The 16,232-nt window shown below is 72.0% G+C and carries 13 protein-coding genes; 10 read left to right on the top strand and 3 right to left on the bottom strand.

What is annotated here, in order from left to right; all coding sequences use genetic code 11:
* Positions 1-240 precede the first annotated feature (240 nt).
* The 3 genes from ABZ990_RS17370 to ABZ990_RS17360 all read left to right on the top strand — a co-directional run bounded on the left by ABZ990_RS17370 (position 241) and on the right by ABZ990_RS17360 (position 3,488).
* The gene (locus ABZ990_RS17370) at positions 241-1,398 is read left to right on the top strand and encodes an acyl-CoA dehydrogenase family protein (RefSeq protein WP_361231706.1); all 1,158 of its coding nucleotides are present in this window, start codon (positions 241-243) and stop codon (positions 1,396-1,398) included.
* A 134-nt stretch (positions 1,399-1,532) separates the two neighbouring features.
* A complete protein-coding gene (locus ABZ990_RS17365) occupies positions 1,533-2,381 on the top strand; it encodes an acyl-CoA thioesterase II (protein ID WP_361231852.1) in 849 nt (282 codons plus the stop codon).
* Between the two features lie 24 nt (positions 2,382-2,405).
* Positions 2,406-3,488, top strand: a complete 1,083-nt coding sequence (locus tag ABZ990_RS17360; RefSeq protein ID WP_361231704.1) for a cation diffusion facilitator family transporter — start codon at positions 2,406-2,408, stop codon at positions 3,486-3,488.
* Here the strand turns inward: ABZ990_RS17360 and ABZ990_RS17355 are convergent.
* Positions 3,478-4,260: a phosphatase gene (locus tag ABZ990_RS17355; protein ID WP_361231702.1), complete on the bottom strand. Its 783-nt coding sequence runs from the start codon at positions 4,258-4,260 to the stop codon at positions 3,478-3,480. The genes ABZ990_RS17360 and ABZ990_RS17355 overlap by 11 nt on opposite strands.
* 495 nt (positions 4,261-4,755) lie before the next feature.
* Between ABZ990_RS17355 and ABZ990_RS17350 the strand changes: the two genes are divergently transcribed.
* A complete protein-coding gene (locus ABZ990_RS17350) occupies positions 4,756-6,534 on the top strand; it encodes a radical SAM protein (RefSeq protein WP_361231700.1) in 1,779 nt (592 codons plus the stop codon).
* A gap of 72 nt (positions 6,535-6,606) precedes the next feature.
* On the opposite strand, the gene ABZ990_RS17345 is transcribed toward ABZ990_RS17350, so the two are convergent.
* Both ABZ990_RS17345 and ABZ990_RS17340 read right to left on the bottom strand, forming a co-directional pair.
* Positions 6,607-7,551 (bottom strand): EamA family transporter, encoded by a 945-nt coding sequence (locus ABZ990_RS17345; RefSeq protein ID WP_361231698.1) that lies wholly within the window; start codon positions 7,549-7,551, stop codon positions 6,607-6,609.
* Positions 7,552-7,757: 206 nt separating this feature from the next.
* Entirely contained in the window at positions 7,758-8,444 is a 687-nt protein-coding gene (locus ABZ990_RS17340) for a TetR/AcrR family transcriptional regulator (protein WP_361231696.1), read from the bottom strand.
* A 91-nt stretch (positions 8,445-8,535) separates the two neighbouring features.
* Here ABZ990_RS17340 and ABZ990_RS17335 point away from each other — a divergent pair, with 91 nt between their 5' ends.
* From ABZ990_RS17335 to ABZ990_RS17310, 6 genes are all read left to right on the top strand, one after another.
* Complete coding sequence (locus tag ABZ990_RS17335) at positions 8,536-10,143, top strand: carboxyl transferase domain-containing protein (RefSeq protein ID WP_361231694.1); 1,608 nt, start codon at positions 8,536-8,538, stop codon at positions 10,141-10,143.
* Between the two features lie 111 nt (positions 10,144-10,254).
* Positions 10,255-12,192: an acetyl/propionyl/methylcrotonyl-CoA carboxylase subunit alpha gene (locus tag ABZ990_RS17330; protein ID WP_361231850.1), complete on the top strand. Its 1,938-nt coding sequence runs from the start codon at positions 10,255-10,257 to the stop codon at positions 12,190-12,192.
* Positions 12,189-13,169 (top strand): hydroxymethylglutaryl-CoA lyase, encoded by a 981-nt coding sequence (locus ABZ990_RS17325; RefSeq protein WP_361231692.1) that lies wholly within the window; start codon positions 12,189-12,191, stop codon positions 13,167-13,169. Before ABZ990_RS17330 ends, ABZ990_RS17325 begins: the two co-directional genes overlap by 4 nt.
* Before the next feature lie 2 nt (positions 13,170-13,171).
* Positions 13,172-14,332, top strand: a complete 1,161-nt coding sequence (locus ABZ990_RS17320) for an acyl-CoA dehydrogenase family protein (protein WP_361231690.1) — start codon at positions 13,172-13,174, stop codon at positions 14,330-14,332.
* A 197-nt stretch (positions 14,333-14,529) separates the two neighbouring features.
* Entirely contained in the window at positions 14,530-15,582 is a 1,053-nt protein-coding gene (locus ABZ990_RS17315) for an ABC transporter substrate-binding protein (protein WP_361231688.1), read from the top strand.
* 3 nt (positions 15,583-15,585) lie between these two features.
* The coding region (locus ABZ990_RS17310; protein WP_361231686.1) for a siderophore-interacting protein at positions 15,586-16,232 on the top strand (647 nt) is incomplete at its 3' end.

The raw sequence follows: 16,232 nt of genomic DNA, 5'->3' as shown, positions 1-16,232 counted from the left end.
CCCACCCTGCCCGAGCCCTGCCCGAGCCCCGCCCCAGCGCCCCCGGAGCGCCCCTGGAACGCCCTCGGGGTGCCCCCGAAACAGCCCCGGAGCGCCCCCGAGGTGCCCCCGGAGTGCGCGGCATCACTCTGGACAGCCTCGACAACTGGTCGGTAACTTGGAGTGAGCAAGCGCTTAGGCACCTGGCATGTCGTGTTGCCCGGGGCCCGGTGACAGGACAGGACCACAAGGAGGCGGCTCGTGCGCCGTACCGTATTCAACGAGGACCACGAGGCATTCCGGGAGACCCTGCGCTCCTTCATCGAGGCCGAGGTCGTCCCGGTCTACGACGAGTGGTTCGCCGCCGGCCAGGCGCCCCGCGACTTCTACTACAAGCTCGGTGAGCTGGGCCTCTTCGGCATCAACGTGCCCGAGGAGTTCGGCGGCGCCGGCCTGGACACGCACAAGTTCGAGGCCGTCCTGTACGAGGAGACCTCGCGCGCCGGCGTCACCTTCGGCGGCTCCAACGTGCACGTGCTGCTCGCGCTCCCGTACATCAAGATGCTCGCCGACGAGGCGCAGAAGCAGCGCTACCTGCCGAAGTTCGTCACCGGCGAGGAGATGTGGGCCCTCGCGATGACCGAGCCGGGCACCGGCTCCGACGTCGCGGGCATGAAGACCACCGCCAAGCTCTCCGAGGACGGCACCCACTACGTCCTCAACGGCGCCAAGACCTTCATCACCGGTGGCGTCCACGCCGACCGCGTGATCGTCTGCGCCCGTACCTCCGCCCCGTCCGCCGAGGACCGCCGCTTCGGCATCTCCCTCTTCGCCGTGGACACCAAGTCCGAGGGCTACTCGATCGGCCGCAAGCTCGACAAGATGGGCCTGCGCACCTCCGACACCGCCGAGCTGGCGTTCGTCGACGTCAAGGTCCCGGTCGAGGACCTGCTGGGCGAGGAGGGCAAGGGCTTCTCCTACCTCGGCCACAACCTGGCCTCCGAGCGCTGGGGCATCGCCTTCGGCGCGTACGCGCAGGCCAAGGCCGCCATCCGGTTCGCGCAGCAGTACGTGACCGACCGCACGGTCTTCGGCAAGCCGGTCGCGCACTTCCAGAACACCAAGTTCGAGCTGGCCGCCTGCCAGGCCGAGGTGGACGCGGCCGAGGCCGTCGTCGACCGCGCCACGGACGCCCTGGACGCGGGCGAGCTGACCCCGGCCGAGGCCGCGAGCGCCAAGCTGTTCTGCACCGAGGTCGCGCACCGCGTCATCGACCGCTGCCTCCAGCTGCACGGCGGCTACGGCTACATGAACGAGTACCCGATCGCCCGCCTGTACGCGGACAACCGCGTCAACCGGATCTACGGCGGCACCAGCGAGATCATGAAGTCGATCATCGCCAAGTCGATGGGCCTGTAGGCGCTCCCGTGCCCGACACGCACCCCTCGGTGGACGGGCCGGCCGGCCCGTCCACCGGCGCCCCGGCCACTCCGGACGCCCAGGACACCCCGGAGGCTCCGGACGCCCAGGAAGCCCCGGTCACCCCGGACGCTCTGGACGACCTGCTCGATCTGCTCGACCTGGAGCGGATCGAGCGGGACATCTTCCGAGGCGAGTCCCGGTCCGCGCTCGTCCCCCGCGTCTTCGGCGGCCAGGTGGCCGCCCAGGCGCTGGTGGCGGCGGGCCGGACCGTGCCCGCGGACCGGCTCGCCCACTCCCTGCACGCGTACTTCCTGCGTCCCGGGGACGCCGGCGCGCCGATCGTCTACAACGTCGACCGGATCCGCGACGGCCGCTCCTTCACCACCCGCCGGGTGGTCGCGGTTCAGCACGGCCAGCCGATCTTCCATCTCTCGGCGTCCTTCCAGACGTACGAGGAGGGGCTCGACCACCAGGCGGACATGCCGGCCGCGCCCGACCCGGAGTCGCTGCCGACGGCCGCCGAGACGCTGCCGCTGCATCTGCCGAGGGAGGTCGCCGACCGGCTGATCGAGGCCCGCGCGGCGGTGGATCTGCGCTACGCCGAGGAGCCCCCGTGGGGGACGGTCGGGCAGCCGCGCGAACCGCGCTCGCAGGTGTGGTTCCGTACCAACGGCAAGCTCGCCGACGACCCGCTGCTGCACGTCGTCCTCGCCACCTACGTCTCCGACATGACCCTGCTCGACTCGGTCCTGCTCGCGCACGGGCGGGGCGGCTGGGCGGTCGGCGACGTGGTCGGGGCGTCGCTCGACCACGCGATGTGGTTCCACCGGCCGTTCCGGGCGGACGAGTGGCTGCTGTACGACCAGGAGTCGCCGACCGCGGCCGGCGGACGCGGACTCGGGCAGGCCCGGATCTACACGCGGGACGGGCGGCTCGCGATCTCCGTCATCCAGGAGGGTGTCGTTCGCGTCCCGCGCTGACGGCCGGCCCTACCGTCGCCTGTCATGACGGACAGCGGAGAGCGGGCCGGAGCCGACAGCGGACCCGGGGTCGGTGGTGGTGTCGGTCCCGGTGCCGACACCGGCGAGAGCACCTTCACGGTCCTGGTGGCCGCGGCGGCGAATCTGGGGATCGCCGCCGCCAAGGCCGTCGCCGGTGTCGTCAGCGGATCCAGCGCGATGCTGTCGGAGGCGGCCCACTCGGTCGCCGACACCGTCACCGAGGGCATGCTGCTCGCCGCGCTGCGGCGCAGCGGGAAGCCCGCCGACGAGGACCATCCGGTCGGCTACGCGGGCGAACGTTACGTCTGGGCCCTGCTCGCCGCCGTCGCCACCTTCGTCGGCGGCGCGGTCTTCTCCCTCTACGACGGGATCCACACCCTCACCCACGGCGAGACGCCGGGCGATCCGCTCGTCTCGTACATCGTGCTCGCCGTCGCCTTCCTCCTGGAGGGCTACTCGCTGCGTACCGGGGTGCGCCAGGTCGGCGCCGAGGCGGCCCGCACGGGGACGCCCTTCGCCCGCTATCTGCGCTTCATGCCGGACACCACCGTCAAGGCGGTGGTCATGGAGGACTCCGCCGCGCTCGTCGGTCTGCTGCTCGCGGCGGGCGGGCTGCTCGGCGGGCAGCTCACCGGTTCGGGCGTGTGGGACGGCACCGCCTCGATCCTGATCGGTGTGCTGCTCGTGTACGTGGCCTGGGTGCTGGGCCGGTCCAACGCGCGGCTGCTGGTCGGCCGCCCGCTGCCGCGCGCGCTGCGGGCGGCGGTGCGCGAGGAGCTGCTGTCCGTACCGCACGTCGTGGGGATCCTGGACCTGACGACACTGATCCAGGGGCCGCGGGAGTTCATGGTCGCGGCGAAGATCGACTTCCGGGATCTGGCGTCGGCCGCCGACGTGGAGTGGGCCTGCGAACAGGCCGAGGCCCGGCTGCGGGCCCGGATCCCGGCGATCCGGCGCGTCTACCTGGACCCGACCCCGGGCGGCCTCGCCCCGAGCCCCGGCCCCGCCCCCACCAAAGGCCCCGACAACGACCCCGGCCCCGATCCCACCCCCGGCACCTCAGGCCCCACCGGCCTCAGCGCATGAGCCCGGCGGCGTCCAGCAGATACGCGGTCATCGGCTCGTACGAACGCGGGTCCAGGACGTGGTCGTCCAGCGGGACCGTGACCTGCATGGTGCCCTCGGCCTCGGCCAGGAACAGCGCCGGGTCGTTGCAGTCCGCGTAGCCGACCGCGTCCACACCCCGCTGCGCCGCGCGCCCCGCCCAGCCGTGGTCGGCGACCACCAGGTCCGGCGCGGGCTCGCCCAGCGCCTCCATGCCGTCGAGGATCGCGTTCATCGGCTCCGGCGAGTGGGTGTGCCACAGGCTCGCGCCCCGTTCGAAGACGGCGACGTCGGCGAACTGCACCACGTACCCCTCGTCGGCACTCAGCCCGCCCGGGATCCGTACGATCTCGCAGCCGCGCGCCCGCAGCGCGCCCGCGACCCGGCTGTGGACGTCGATCAGCGCGCCGGGGTGCCCGGTCGCGAACAGCACCCGCTCGCGCCCGGCGGCGGCCTTCGCGAGCCGCGCGGCCATCCGGTCGAGCGCGCCGACCGTCAGCTCGGGGTCGATGGTGTCCTGGCCGGCCCGGTGCGCCGGATCGTCGACCACGCCGCACCGCTCGGCCATCACCGCGAGGACGTCCTGCTCGTCGCTCCACCGGTCGCCGAATTCCAGGCCGAACCAGTAGTGCCGGTCGCCGTTGGCGAGGCCGCGGTAGTGGCCGAGGTTGTTGTCACGGGGCGTGGCGACATCGCCGGCGATACGGGTGCGGACAAGGTGCTCGACGAGGGCGGCGCGGCTGAGTATCGGCATGGCCCACATTCTGCCGCCCCACCACCCGAACCCCCTACGGGTACGCCCCCGCCCTCCCGTGTCGTCCACCCCGACCGGCCCGTGCCGACGCTCCCGCCGATCGCTCCCACCGGTCCACGCCGCACGCCCAGGACCGTGCCGACGCTCCCGCCGATCGCTCCCGCCGATCCACGCCGTACGCCCAGGACCGCTCGCGCCGTACGCCCCGCGCCGTACACCCCAGACCGCTCGCGCCATACGCGCCGTACGCCCCGCGCCGTACGCCCCGGACCGCCCGCGCCGTACGCCCCCGCCCGGATCGCGCCGCTCGGACGCGGGGGCCGGCCCCTCCACCGTGGCATATGCCCTGGACACGGAGAGCCACATGTGCCGATTCACGCCATCTCTCCGTTGCCCACTGCCCCGGCCGCGCGAATGAGACGAAGATCTGTGCGAATCCCCCCGTCGGATCGGACAGTTGGAGCGCTTGTGACGCGACATGGTTCCACTTCGCCCGTGATCATAGAAAGCCCTTCCGTCAAGTTCTCCAGTGCCCCGCAGCGCGCACCGCTGCGGCACCTGGGCAACCCCTCCCTGCTGACCTCGCGCACCGGATCCCGGCGGCGCGCCCTCGGCCAGGCACCCCGTGTCCTGCTCCTCGTGCCCTCGTACACCAGGGTCGTGGAGCCCTCGCCGCAGGACAGCAGCTTCCGCACGCTCGGCCTGGACACCTTCGAGGTCATGAAGCGGGCGGGCACCCCCATCGGCCTGCTGCGCATCGCGGCCAACGCCCGCCTCGCCGGCTTCGACGTCCGCATCGTCGACTCGCCCTTCGCCGGCTGGGAGCAGGAGAGCCGGCTCGTCGACCTCGGCGGCGGCAGCAACCTGGTCCGGTACGGCCTCGACGACGCGCAACTACGGGCGATCATCGAGGAGTTCCAGCCCGACATCGTCGGCATCCAGTGCATCTACACCGTCCAGTGGGGCAACGCGCGCGCCCTCGCGGACCTCGTCAAGGACATCGACCCGGCGATCGTGACGGTCACCGGCGGCGCCCATCCCAGCGGCGACTGGCGCTACTCCGTGCCCGATTCCCCCTTCGACCACGTGGTCGTCAACGAGGCCGACCAGACCTTTACCGCCCTCCTCCAGGCGCTGACCGAGACGGACGGCGACATCGACGCCGTCCCCGGCATCGCCTACCGGCGCGCCGACGGAGCCGTGGTCCGGACGACCGCCGGCTCGCCGTACATGCGGATCCTGCCCAAGCGGCAGGGCCTGGACCAGCGACTCGGCATGATGCCGCTGCCCGACTTCGGGATGCTGGACATGCGCCAGTACGAGCAGGGCTACCACTCCTCGGGCAAGCGCGTCCGCGACCACGGCTCCTGGGCACAGATCTTCTCGACCATCGGCTGTAATGTCGGTTGCGACTTCTGCTATATCCCGATGGTGAACGGCCCCTGGCGGGCGCTGGGAACCGACTGGTTCGACCTGCACCTCGCCGAGATACGCAAGCACGGCGTGACCGAAATCCTGCTTGAGGACGATCATCTGCTGCACGACCCGCTGTACGCGATGCGGGTCTTCGAGCTCCTGCGCAAGCACGATCTGCCCTGGGTCGAGGAAGGCGGTCTGAGCCTGTTCAACCTCGTCCTGCTGCATCTGGGCGAGAAGTTCGCGAACGGCATGGACGAGGCCGAGCGGCGCAACCCCAACTTCCGCAACATCCTCGCGGCGATGCGGTCCGGGCTCACCTGCCGGGACCTGATCAGAGCGATGGCCGAGGGCGGCTGCTACAGCGTCTACCTCGCCGTGGAGAGCGCCAACGAGGACAGCCTGGTCGAGTCGGGCAAGCCGCGGCTCAACGCCTTCCAGAAGGCGACCGGCGAGATCGTGGAGATGTTCACCGAGTACGGGATCCAGGTCACCGGCGGCTTCATGCTCGGCTTCGTCAACCCGCCCGAACGGCCGGGCGACAAGCCGTACATCGAGTCGCTGGAGCAGATCGAGAAGACCATCGACTACGCGGTCACGCTCATGGGCCACGGCATGGCGTACGCCAACCCCTTCATCGTCACCCCGCTGCCGGGCACGAAGATGTGGGACTTCCAGAAGGACTACGTCGTACGCCACTACGACAACGGCTGGTCGCACGAGAAGGGGACCATGGCGACCGACGAGTGGAGCGCCGAGGACATCGAGCGCATGCGTCTGGAGCTGCTGGTCCGGGCCAACGGCGCCGACCGGGTGACCGAGATGGTCCGTCGGGGAACCTGGCCGGTGGACGCCTGACGCTCCCCTGCCGGGCCCTGCTCCTCGCGTGAGGGACGGGGCCCGGCAGGGCACCCCGTACGGTCCCCGCCCTCAGTTCCGGCGGCGGGCCGCGCGCAGGGTGTCCGCCGAGGCCAGCATGGCGCCGCCGGCGATCAGCACGCAGGCGGCGACGACGAGCGGGCTCGCGTCGGCCCGGCCGGCCGCGATCAGGAGCGCGGTGGACAGCAGCGGGGCGAAGTACGAGAAGGTGCCGAGCAGCCGGATGTCCCCGTGCTTGGTGCCGTGGTCCCACACGTAGAACGCGCCGCCGACCGGGCCGAGCCCCAGGGCGAGGACGGCGAGCCACTGCCAACCGTCGGGCCGCACCGTGGTCTCGAACAGCAGATGGGCCACGCCCGCGAGCGCCGCCGTGGCCAGGCAGAAGAAGGCGACCATGTCCGTGGGGACCTGCGGATAGCGGCGGTTGGCCACGGAGTACGCCGACCACACGAGCGCGCAGACGGCCGCCGCCAGGTAGCCGAGCAGATAGGTGCCGCGCAGGTGCAGCCCCTGACCGCCGGTGACCAGGAGGAACGTGCCGGCGAGCCCGAGCACCGCGCCCGCCGTGTGCCACCAGCGCAGCCGCTCGCCGGGCAGCAGCGCGGAGAACACGACGATGAGCAGCGGCCACAGATAGGCGATGAGGCCGGCGTCCACGGCGGGGGCGTTGCGCAGGGCCAGGAAGTAGAAGAAGTGGTAGCCGAACAGGCCGCCGATGCCGAGCGCCCAGGCGCCGGCGGGCAGCCCGCGGGTCAGTGCCCGGCCACCGCGAAGCGCCCTGGGCAGCCCGATGATCCCGCCGACCGCGAAGGCCATCGCGGTGAGCTGGAAGGGGGGTATGTCCCCGGTCAAGGTGGTGAACAGCGCCAGCGACGCCCACAGCAGGACGGCCAGCGCGCCGATCCCGGTGGCTCTCAGCCGGCGGTCCGGCCGCGCCGTCTCGCCGGGTGCGGTCCCCGGCGCGGGGATCGTGGGTCGAGCGTCCCTCGTGGCCACGTGCCCTCCCGTCCGCCGCGTCCCCCGTGTCCACCCCGTCCGGTGGCGACGATTCGCCGGTCCACGGCTACCGGGGCATCGTAGTGACGCGCGCCCCGGGCACCCGCGCTTTCCGGACAGCCCGGGAGAGGGGACGCGACCGCGGCCCGGAACCGCCACCGGAGACGGGAGCCGCCGCCGGAGACGGGAGCCGCCGGAGACCGGATCTACGCCTCCGCGAGGGCCGTCAGCGACGACAGCGCACCGTGCGCGAGGCCGCTGAGCAGCGATTCCATCTCCGTGCGCCCCAGCGGCCCGCCGAGCCGCGGTGTCGAGTTCAGCAGCCCGAACACCGCGTGGACCGCGGCCCTCGCCTCGGATTCGCCCGCCGCCGGGTACAGCTCGCGGACGACCGTGACCCACAGTTCGACGTACTGCCGCTGGAGCTGCCGGACCCGCTTGCGGTCCTCGTCCTTGAGCCGGTCGAGTTCGCGGTCGTGGAGGGTGATGAGGGGCCGGTCGTCGAGGGCGAAGTCGATGTGGCCGTCGATGAGCGAGCCGAGCAGGGCGCGCGGGTCGCCGGCGGACGCGGCGGCGCGCAGCCGGCCGCCGTCGAGGAGGCGCTCGCTGATGCCGAGGAGCAGCTCGGCGAGCATCGCGTCCTTGCCGGGGAAGTGGCGGTAGAGCCCGGGGCCGCTGATGCCGACCGCCGCGCCTATCTCGTCGACGCCCACGCCGTGGAATCCGCGCTCCGCGAAGAGGCGGGCGGCTTCTCTGAGGATCTGCTCGCGGCGCGTCGGCGCGTCGGCCCTGGCGGAAGTCCCGGCGGGGGCCTTGGCAGGGGTCCTGGCAGGGCTCGCGGAGGAGGTCCGAGCGGGGGGCGTAGCGGGGGTCGGGGCCGGAGGCGGGGTCATGGAATCGATTCTAGACAACCCGGTTAGCGGTCGTTAACCTGGCGAGGAGATGAACGTTAACGCTCATTAACCGAGCAGAGGAGCTCGTGGAATGCAGCAGGCACCTGTGCTGACGAGCGCGGCGGACCCCGCGTCCGCGGCCTGGCAGGCCAACGAGGCGGCGCACCAGGAACTGGTCGCGACCCTCCGGGCCAAACTGGCCGAGGCCGCGCTCGGCGGCGGCGAGAAGTCCCGCGCCCGGCACACCGCGCGGGGCAAGCTGCTGCCGCGCGACCGCGTGGACACGCTCCTCGACCCGGGCTCACCCTTCCTGGAGCTGGCCCCGCTCGCGGCGAACGGGATGTACGGCGACCAGGCCCCGGCGGCCGGGGTGATCGCGGGCATCGGCCGGGTCAGCGGCCGCGAGTGCGTGATCGTCGCCAACGACGCGACCGTCAAGGGCGGCACGTACTACCCGATGACCGTCAAGAAGCACCTGCGCGCCCAGGAGGTGGCACTGGAGAACCGGCTGCCCTGCCTCTACCTGGTCGACTCCGGCGGCGCCTTCCTGCCCATGCAGGACGAGGTCTTCCCGGACCGCGAGCACTTCGGGCGGATCTTCTACAACCAGGCCCGGATGTCCGGCGCCGGCATCCCGCAGATCGCCGCGGTCATGGGCTCCTGCACGGCGGGCGGCGCGTACGTCCCGGCGATGAGCGACGAGGCCGTGATCGTCCGCGAGCAGGGCACGATCTTCCTCGGCGGCCCGCCGCTGGTGAAGGCCGCGACCGGCGAGGTCGTCACGGCCGAGGAGCTGGGCGGCGGCGAGGTCCACTCGCGGATCTCCGGTGTCACCGACCACCTCGCCGAGGACGACGCGCACGCGCTGCGCATCGTCCGCAACATCGTCGCCACGCTCCCCGAGCGCGGTCCGCTGCCGTGGAAGGTCGAGCCGGTCGAGGAGCCGAAGGCCGACCCCTACGGGCTGTACGGGGCGGTGCCGGTCGACTCGCGCACGCCGTACGACGTACGCGAGGTGATCGCCCGCGTCGTGGACGGCTCGCGCTTCCAGGAGTTCAAGTCCGAGTACGGGCAGACCCTGATCACCGGCTTCGCCCGGATCCACGGCCACCCGGTCGGCATCGTCGCCAACAACGGCATCCTGTTCGCGGAGTCGGCCCAGAAGGGCGCGCACTTCATCGAGCTGTGCGACCAGCGCGGCATCCCGCTGGTGTTCCTCCAGAACATCACCGGCTTCATGGTCGGCAAGGCGTACGAGCACGGCGGCATCGCCAAGCACGGCGCGAAGATGGTGACGGCCGTCGCCACCACGCGCGTGCCGAAGCTGACGGTGGTCGTCGGCGGTTCGTACGGCGCGGGCAACTACTCGATGTGCGGCCGGGCTTACTCGCCGCGCTTCCTGTGGATGTGGCCCAACGCCAAGATCTCGGTCATGGGCGGCGAGCAGGCCGCGTCCGTCCTCGCGACGGTCAAGCGCGACCAGCTCGGGGACGCGTGGAGCGCCGAGGAGGAAGAGGCGTTCAAGGCCCCGATCCGCGAGCAGTACGAGACGCAGGGCAGCGCCTACTACGCGTCGGCCCGGCTGTGGGACGACGGGGTCATCGACCCGCTGGAGACCCGGCAGGTGCTGGGGCTGGCCCTGACCGCGTGCGCCAACGCGCCACTGGGCGACCCCCAGTTCGGCGTCTTCCGGATGTAATGGGGACACCACACAATGAAGACGCAGAAGACGCAGAAGACGCAGAACACGCAGAACACGCAGCAGACGCACGAAACGACTCAAGCGCCCGCGCGGACGGAGACGCCCCTCATGTTCGACACCGTCCTCGTCGCCAACCGGGGCGAGATCGCCGTCCGGGTCATCCGCACGCTGCGCGCGATGGGCGTGCGCTCGGTGGCCGTGTACAGCGACGCGGACGCCGACGCCCGGCACGTACGGGAGGCGGACACGGCGGTACGGATCGGGCCGGCGCCGGCCTCGGAGTCGTATCTCTCCGTCCCCGCCCTGCTCGACGCGGCCCGCCGCACCGGCGCCCAGGCCGTGCACCCCGGTTACGGCTTCCTCGCCGAGAACGCGGGCTTCGCGCGCGCGTGCGCCGAGGCCGGCCTGGTCTTCATCGGGCCGTCGGCCGACGCGATCGCGCTGATGGGCGACAAGATCCGGGCGAAGGCCACCGTCAAGGCGGCCGGGGTGCCGGTCGTCCCGGGCGCCGCCGACCCCGAGATCGCCGAGGCCGCGCACGAGTTGGGCGCGCCCGTCCTGCTGAAGCCCAGCGCGGGCGGCGGCGGCAAGGGCATGCGCCTGGTGCGGGACCTCGCGGTCCTGGAGGAGGAGATCGCGGCGGCGCGGCGCGAGGCACGGTCCTCGTTCGGCGACGACACGCTGCTCGTGGAGCGGTGGATCGACCGGCCGAGGCACATCGAGATCCAGGTCCTCGCGGACGCCCACGGCAACGTGGTGCACCTGGGCGAGCGCGAGTGCTCGCTCCAGCGCCGCCACCAGAAGATCATCGAGGAGGCGCCGAGTGTCCTGCTGACCCCGGCGATCCGCGAGGCGATGGGCGCGGCAGCCGTCGAGGCGGCGCGGTCCTGCGGGTATGTGGGCGCGGGCACGGTCGAGTTCATCGTGCCGGGCGGCGACCCCGCCTCGTACTACTTCATGGAGATGAACACCCGCCTCCAAGTCGAGCACCCGGTCACCGAGTTGATCACCGGACTGGACCTGGTGGAGTGGCAGCTGCGGGTCGCGGCGGGCGAGCCGCTGGACTTTGGCCAGGACGACGTCCGGCTGGACGGCTGGGCGATCGAGGCCCGGATCTGCGCCGAGGACCCCTCGCGCGGCTTCCTGCCGTCCGGCGGTACGGTCCTCGCGCTCGACGAGCCGCAGGGCGACGGGGTCCGTACGGACTCCGGTCTCGCCGAGGGCACGGAGGTCTCGTCCCTCTACGACCCGATGCTGTCGAAGGTGATCGTGCACGGCCCGGACCGGGCGACGGCGCTGCGCAAGCTGCGCGCCGCGCTCGCCGGGACGGTCACCCTCGGCGTACCGACGAACGCGGGCTTCCTGCGGCGGCTGCTCGCCCACCCCGACGTGGTCGCGGGCGACCTGGACACGGGCCTGGTCGAGCGCGAGGCCGAGGGGCTGGTACCGGACGGGGTTCCGGACGAGGTGTACGCGGCCGCCGCGGCCGTACGGGCCGAGGGCCTGGCGCCCCGGCCGACGGGCGAGGGCTGGACGGACCCGTTCGCGGTACCGAGCGGCTGGCGCCTCGGCGGCACCCCGAAGCCGCTCACGGTGCCGCTGCGGGTGCCGGGCGCCGAGCCGGTGACCGTCGAAGTCCCTTGTGCGGGCGCACGAGTGACGGACCGTTCGGTCACGGTGACCGTGGACGGCATCGCCCACCGTTTCCGCCGGGCCGGCGACTGGCTCGGCCGGGACGGCGACTCCTGGCACGTCATGGACCACGACCCGGTCGCCGCCGCGCTGTCCGGCGCCCGGCACGGCGGGGCCGACACGCTGGCCGCGCCGATGCCCGGCACCGTGACCGTGGTAAAGGTGGCGGTCGGCGACGAAGTGGCCGCCGGACAGAGCCTGTTGGTGGTGGAGGCGATGAAGATGGAGCACGTCATCTCCGCGCCGCACGCCGGCACCGTCACCGAGCTGGACGTCACGCCCGGCACGACCGTCGCCATGGACCAGATCCTGGCCGTGGTGACCCCGCTGGAGAAGGAGGAGGACGCCTCATGAGCGCCGAAGGCACGACCAGCACCGTCGAAGTCCCCGCCGGTCTCCCGATGACCGTCCCGACCTCCGACCTACCGGAGCGGGTCCGGATCCACGAAGTCGGCCCGCGCGACGGTCTGCAGAACGAGAAGACGACCGTACCGACCGAGGTGAAGGCCGAGTTCGTACGGCGGCTCGCCGCGGCCGGTCTCGACACGGTCGAGGCGACCAGCTTCGTCCACCCCAAGTGGGTGCCCCAACTCGCCGACGCGGAACAGCTGTTCCCGCTGGTGAAGGAGTTGTCGGCGCAGGGCGTGCGGCTGCCCGTCCTGGTGCCGAACGAGCGCGGTCTGGACCGGGCGCTCGCGCTCGGCGCCCGGGAGGTCGCCGTCTTCGCGTCGGCCACCGAGTCCTTCGCCAAGGCCAATCTCAACCGGACCGTCGACGAGTCGCTCGCGATGTTCGCCCCGGTCGTGGCCCAGGCCAAGGAGGCGGGGCTGCGGGTGCGCGGCTATGTGTCGATGTGCTTCGGCGACCCCTGGGAGGGCGCCGTACCGCTGCACCAGGTGGCGCGGGTGTGCACGGCGCTGCGCGCGATGGGCTGCGACGAGCTGAGCCTCGGCGACACCATCGGCGTGGCCACCCCCGGCCATGTCCTCGAACTGCTCTCGCTGCTCAATGAGGAGGGCATCCCGACGCCCGCCCTCGCCGTGCACTTCCACGACACCTACGGGCAGGCCCTGGCCAACGCGTATGCGGCCCTGGAGCACGGTGTCACCGTTTTCGACGCGTCCGCCGGCGGCCTCGGCGGCTGCCCGTACGCCAAGTCCGCGACCGGCAACCTCGCCACCGAGGACCTGGTGTGGATGCTCCGCGGTCTCGGCATCGAGACCGGGGTCGACCTGGCCGCCCTGACCGCCACGAGTGTGTGGATGGCCGAGCGGCTCGGCCGCCCGAGCCCGTCCCGTACCGTCCGCGCGCTTTCTCCCAAGGAGTCCTGAGCATGTCCCTCGACCACCGGCTCTCCGAAGAGCACGAGGAACTCCGCCGTACCGTGGAGGAGTTCGCCCACGACGTCGTCGCCCCGAAGATCGGCGACCTCTACGAGCGGCACGAGTTCCCCTACGAGATCGTCGCCGAGATGGGCCGCATGGGCCTGTTCGGCCTGCCGTTCCCCGAGGAGTACGGCGGCATGGGCGGCGACTACCTCGCCCTCGGCATCGCCCTGGAGGAGCTGGCGCGGGTCGACTCCTCCGTCGCCATCACCCTGGAGGCGGGCGTCTCGCTGGGCGCGATGCCGGTCTACCGGTTCGGCACCGAGGAGCAGAAGCGCGAGTGGCTGCCGAAGCTGTGCTCCGGCGAGATGCTGGGCGCGTTCGGTCTGACCGAGCCGGGCGCCGGCTCGGACGCGGGCGGCACCCGGACGACGGCCGTGCGCGAGGGCGACGAGTGGGTCATCAACGGTTCGAAGTGCTTCATCACCAACTCCGGTACGGACATCACGGGCCTGGTGACGGTCACGGCGGTCACCGGCCGCAAGCCCGACGGCCGGCCGCTGATCTCCTCGATCATCGTCCCGTCCGGCACGCCCGGCTTCACGGTCGCCGCCCCGTACTCGAAGGTCGGCTGGAACTCCTCCGACACCCGTGAGCTGTCGTTCTCCGACGTGCGGGTGCCGGTGGGGAACCTGCTGGGCGAGGAGGGCCGGGGCTACGCGCAGTTCCTGCGGATCCTGGACGAGGGCCGGGTCGCGATCGCGGCGCTGGCCACGGGTCTGGCGCAGGGCTGTGTCGACGAGTCGGTGAAGTACGCGAAGGAGCGCCACTCCTTCGGACGGCCGATCGCCGAGTACCAGGCCATCCAGTTCAAGATCGCCGACATGGAGATGCGCGCCCACATGGCCCGCGTCGGATGGCGTGACGCGGCTTCGCGGCTGGTCAACGGCGAGTCGTTCAAGAAGGAGGCGGCGATGGCGAAGCTGTACTCCTCGACGGTCGCCGTCGACAACGCCCGCGAGGCCACCCAGGTGCACGGCGGCTACGGCTTCATGAACGAGTACCCGGTGGCCCGGATGTGGCGCGACTCCAAGATCCTGGAGATCGGCGAGGGCACGAGCGAGGTCCAGCGGATGCTGATCGCCCGGGAGTTGGGGATCGGGGGCTGATCCCCGGCGCCTGACGGACAAGGCGAGGTGGGGCGGGGCGTACGGCGAAGGCCGTGCGCCCCGCCCCCTTTTTCGTGGGGGGCCAGGGGCTGCCGCGCGAACGGTTTCCCCCTGCCTGACGACACATAATTGAGGTTAGGCTAACCTAACGTCAACCCGACAGGCCGGTCTCCGGCACGCACGAAAGCGACTTCGCCATGCCCCGTTCCGCCCGAGCCACCTCCCTCACCCGCCGCGGACTGCTCGCCGCGGGCGGCGCCCTCGGGCTCGGCGCCGCGCTCGTCGCCTGCGGCGGCGGGGACGACAAGGAGTCCGGGAAGCCCGCCGCCGACGGCGGCAAGGGCGGCGCGTGGAGCTTCACGGACGACCGCGGCACTCAGGTGAAGCGCGACACGACCCCGAAGAACATCGTGGCCTTCACCGGCACCGCCGCCGCCCTGAAGGACTTCGGCGTCGAGGTGAAGGGCGTCTTCGGCCCGACCACGGTCAAGGACGCGAAGACCGGCGCGGTGACGGCGGACGTCCAGGCCGGTGACCTCGACATCAATAAGGTCAAGGTCATCGGCAACGTCTGGGGCGAGTTCAAGATCGAGGAGTACCTGAAGCTCGACCCCGATGTCCTCGTCACCGACATGTGGGAGAAGGACGCCCTCTGGTACGTGCCGGAGGAGCAGAAGGACAAGATCCTCAAGATCGCCCCGAGTGTCGCCCTGTGGGCCGCCGGCAAGTCGATGCCCTTCGTCCTCCAGCGCCACGCCGACCTCGCCGCCTCCCTCGGCGCCGATGTGAACGGCGAGCGGATCAAGTCCGACAAGGCCCGCTTCGAAGCGGCCGCCGAGCGGGTCCGCAAGGCCGCCAAGGCGAAGAAGGGCGTGAAGGTCCTCATCGGCTCCGGCTCGCCCGACACCTTCTACGTCTCCGCCCCGGCCCGCCCCACCGACACCCTCTTCTTCCAGGAGCTGGGCGTCGACCTCGTCGTCCCGGACAAGCTGGACCCCTCGGGCTGGTTCGAGCTGCTGAGCTGGGAGAACGTCGACAAGTACAAGGCCGACGTCATCCTGCTCGACAACCGCACCTCCGCCCTGCAGCCCGAGGCCCTCAAGGCCAAGCCGACCTGGGCCGCGCTGCCCGCCGTCAAGGCCGGCCAGGTCTTCCCGCGGGTCACCGAGCCCGTCTACTCGTACGCCAAGTGCGCCCCGCTCCTGGAGGACCTCGCGAAGGCCCTGGAGAACGCGAAGAAGGTGGCCTGACCCATGACCCGCGCCGAGACCGCCCCGTTCCAGTTCTTCCCCCTCCAGGTCGACCGGACGCGGCGGCTCGGCCGGTCGCTGGTCCGGGTCACCTTCACCGGCGAGGCGACGAAGGGCTTCCGCTCCGGGGGCCACGACCAGTCGCTCTCCCTCTTCCTGCCGCACCCGGGCCAGGACGCGCCCGTCCTGCCACCGCTGGGCACCCCGGACATGTACGCGATCCTGGGCGCCTGGCGCGCGATGCCGCACGCGGAGCGGGCGGTGATGCGCTCGTACACCGTCCGCGCCCAGCGCACCGCGCCGGACGGGACGACCGAGATCGACATCGACTTCGCCGTCCACCCGGACGGCGGGCCCGCCTGCCGCTGGGCCGAGGGGGCCCGGCCCGGGGACCGGGTGGTCGTCCTGGGCCCCGCCTCGGCCGACAACACCGGGGTACGCTTCCGGCCCCCCTCCGACGCCGACGCCGCCCTGCTCTGGGGCGACGAGACCGCCCTGCCGGCCGTCGCCGGGATCCTGGAGCGGCTGCCCGCCGGCTTCCCCGTCCGCGTCTTCCTCGAAGTCCCGCACACCGAGGACCGGTTGGAGCTGGAGACGGCCGCCGACGCCACCGTCACCTGGCTCGTACGGGACGAGGGCGCGCCGTCCGC

The sequence above is a fragment of the Streptomyces sp. NPDC046203 genome (assembly GCF_040646255.1).
GTDB lineage: Bacteria > Actinomycetota > Actinomycetes > Streptomycetales > Streptomycetaceae > Streptomyces.
The sequence above is the reverse complement of the archived record's forward strand: the minus strand, read 5'-3'. Positions and strand labels throughout refer to the sequence as shown.

What these genes read in the sequence shown, in the direction of transcription:
- ABZ990_RS17325 (WP_361231692.1), top strand. Translation starts at nt 12,189, where the DNA reads ATGAGCGCCGAAGGCACGACCAGCACCGTCGAAGTCCCCGCCGGTCTC.
- ABZ990_RS17315 (WP_361231688.1), top strand. Translation starts at nt 14,530, where the DNA reads ATGCCCCGTTCCGCCCGAGCCACCTCCCTCACCCGCCGCGGACTGCTC.
- ABZ990_RS17340 (WP_361231696.1), bottom strand. Translation starts at nt 8,444, where the DNA reads ATGACCCCGCCTCCGGCCCCGACCCCCGCTACGCCCCCCGCTCGGACC.
- ABZ990_RS17330 (WP_361231850.1), top strand. Translation starts at nt 10,255, where the DNA reads ATGTTCGACACCGTCCTCGTCGCCAACCGGGGCGAGATCGCCGTCCGG.
- ABZ990_RS17320 (WP_361231690.1), top strand. Translation starts at nt 13,172, where the DNA reads ATGTCCCTCGACCACCGGCTCTCCGAAGAGCACGAGGAACTCCGCCGT.
- ABZ990_RS17335 (WP_361231694.1), top strand. Translation starts at nt 8,536, where the DNA reads ATGCAGCAGGCACCTGTGCTGACGAGCGCGGCGGACCCCGCGTCCGCG.
- ABZ990_RS17355 (WP_361231702.1), bottom strand. Translation starts at nt 4,260, where the DNA reads ATGCCGATACTCAGCCGCGCCGCCCTCGTCGAGCACCTTGTCCGCACC.
- ABZ990_RS17360 (WP_361231704.1), top strand. Translation starts at nt 2,406, where the DNA reads ATGACGGACAGCGGAGAGCGGGCCGGAGCCGACAGCGGACCCGGGGTC.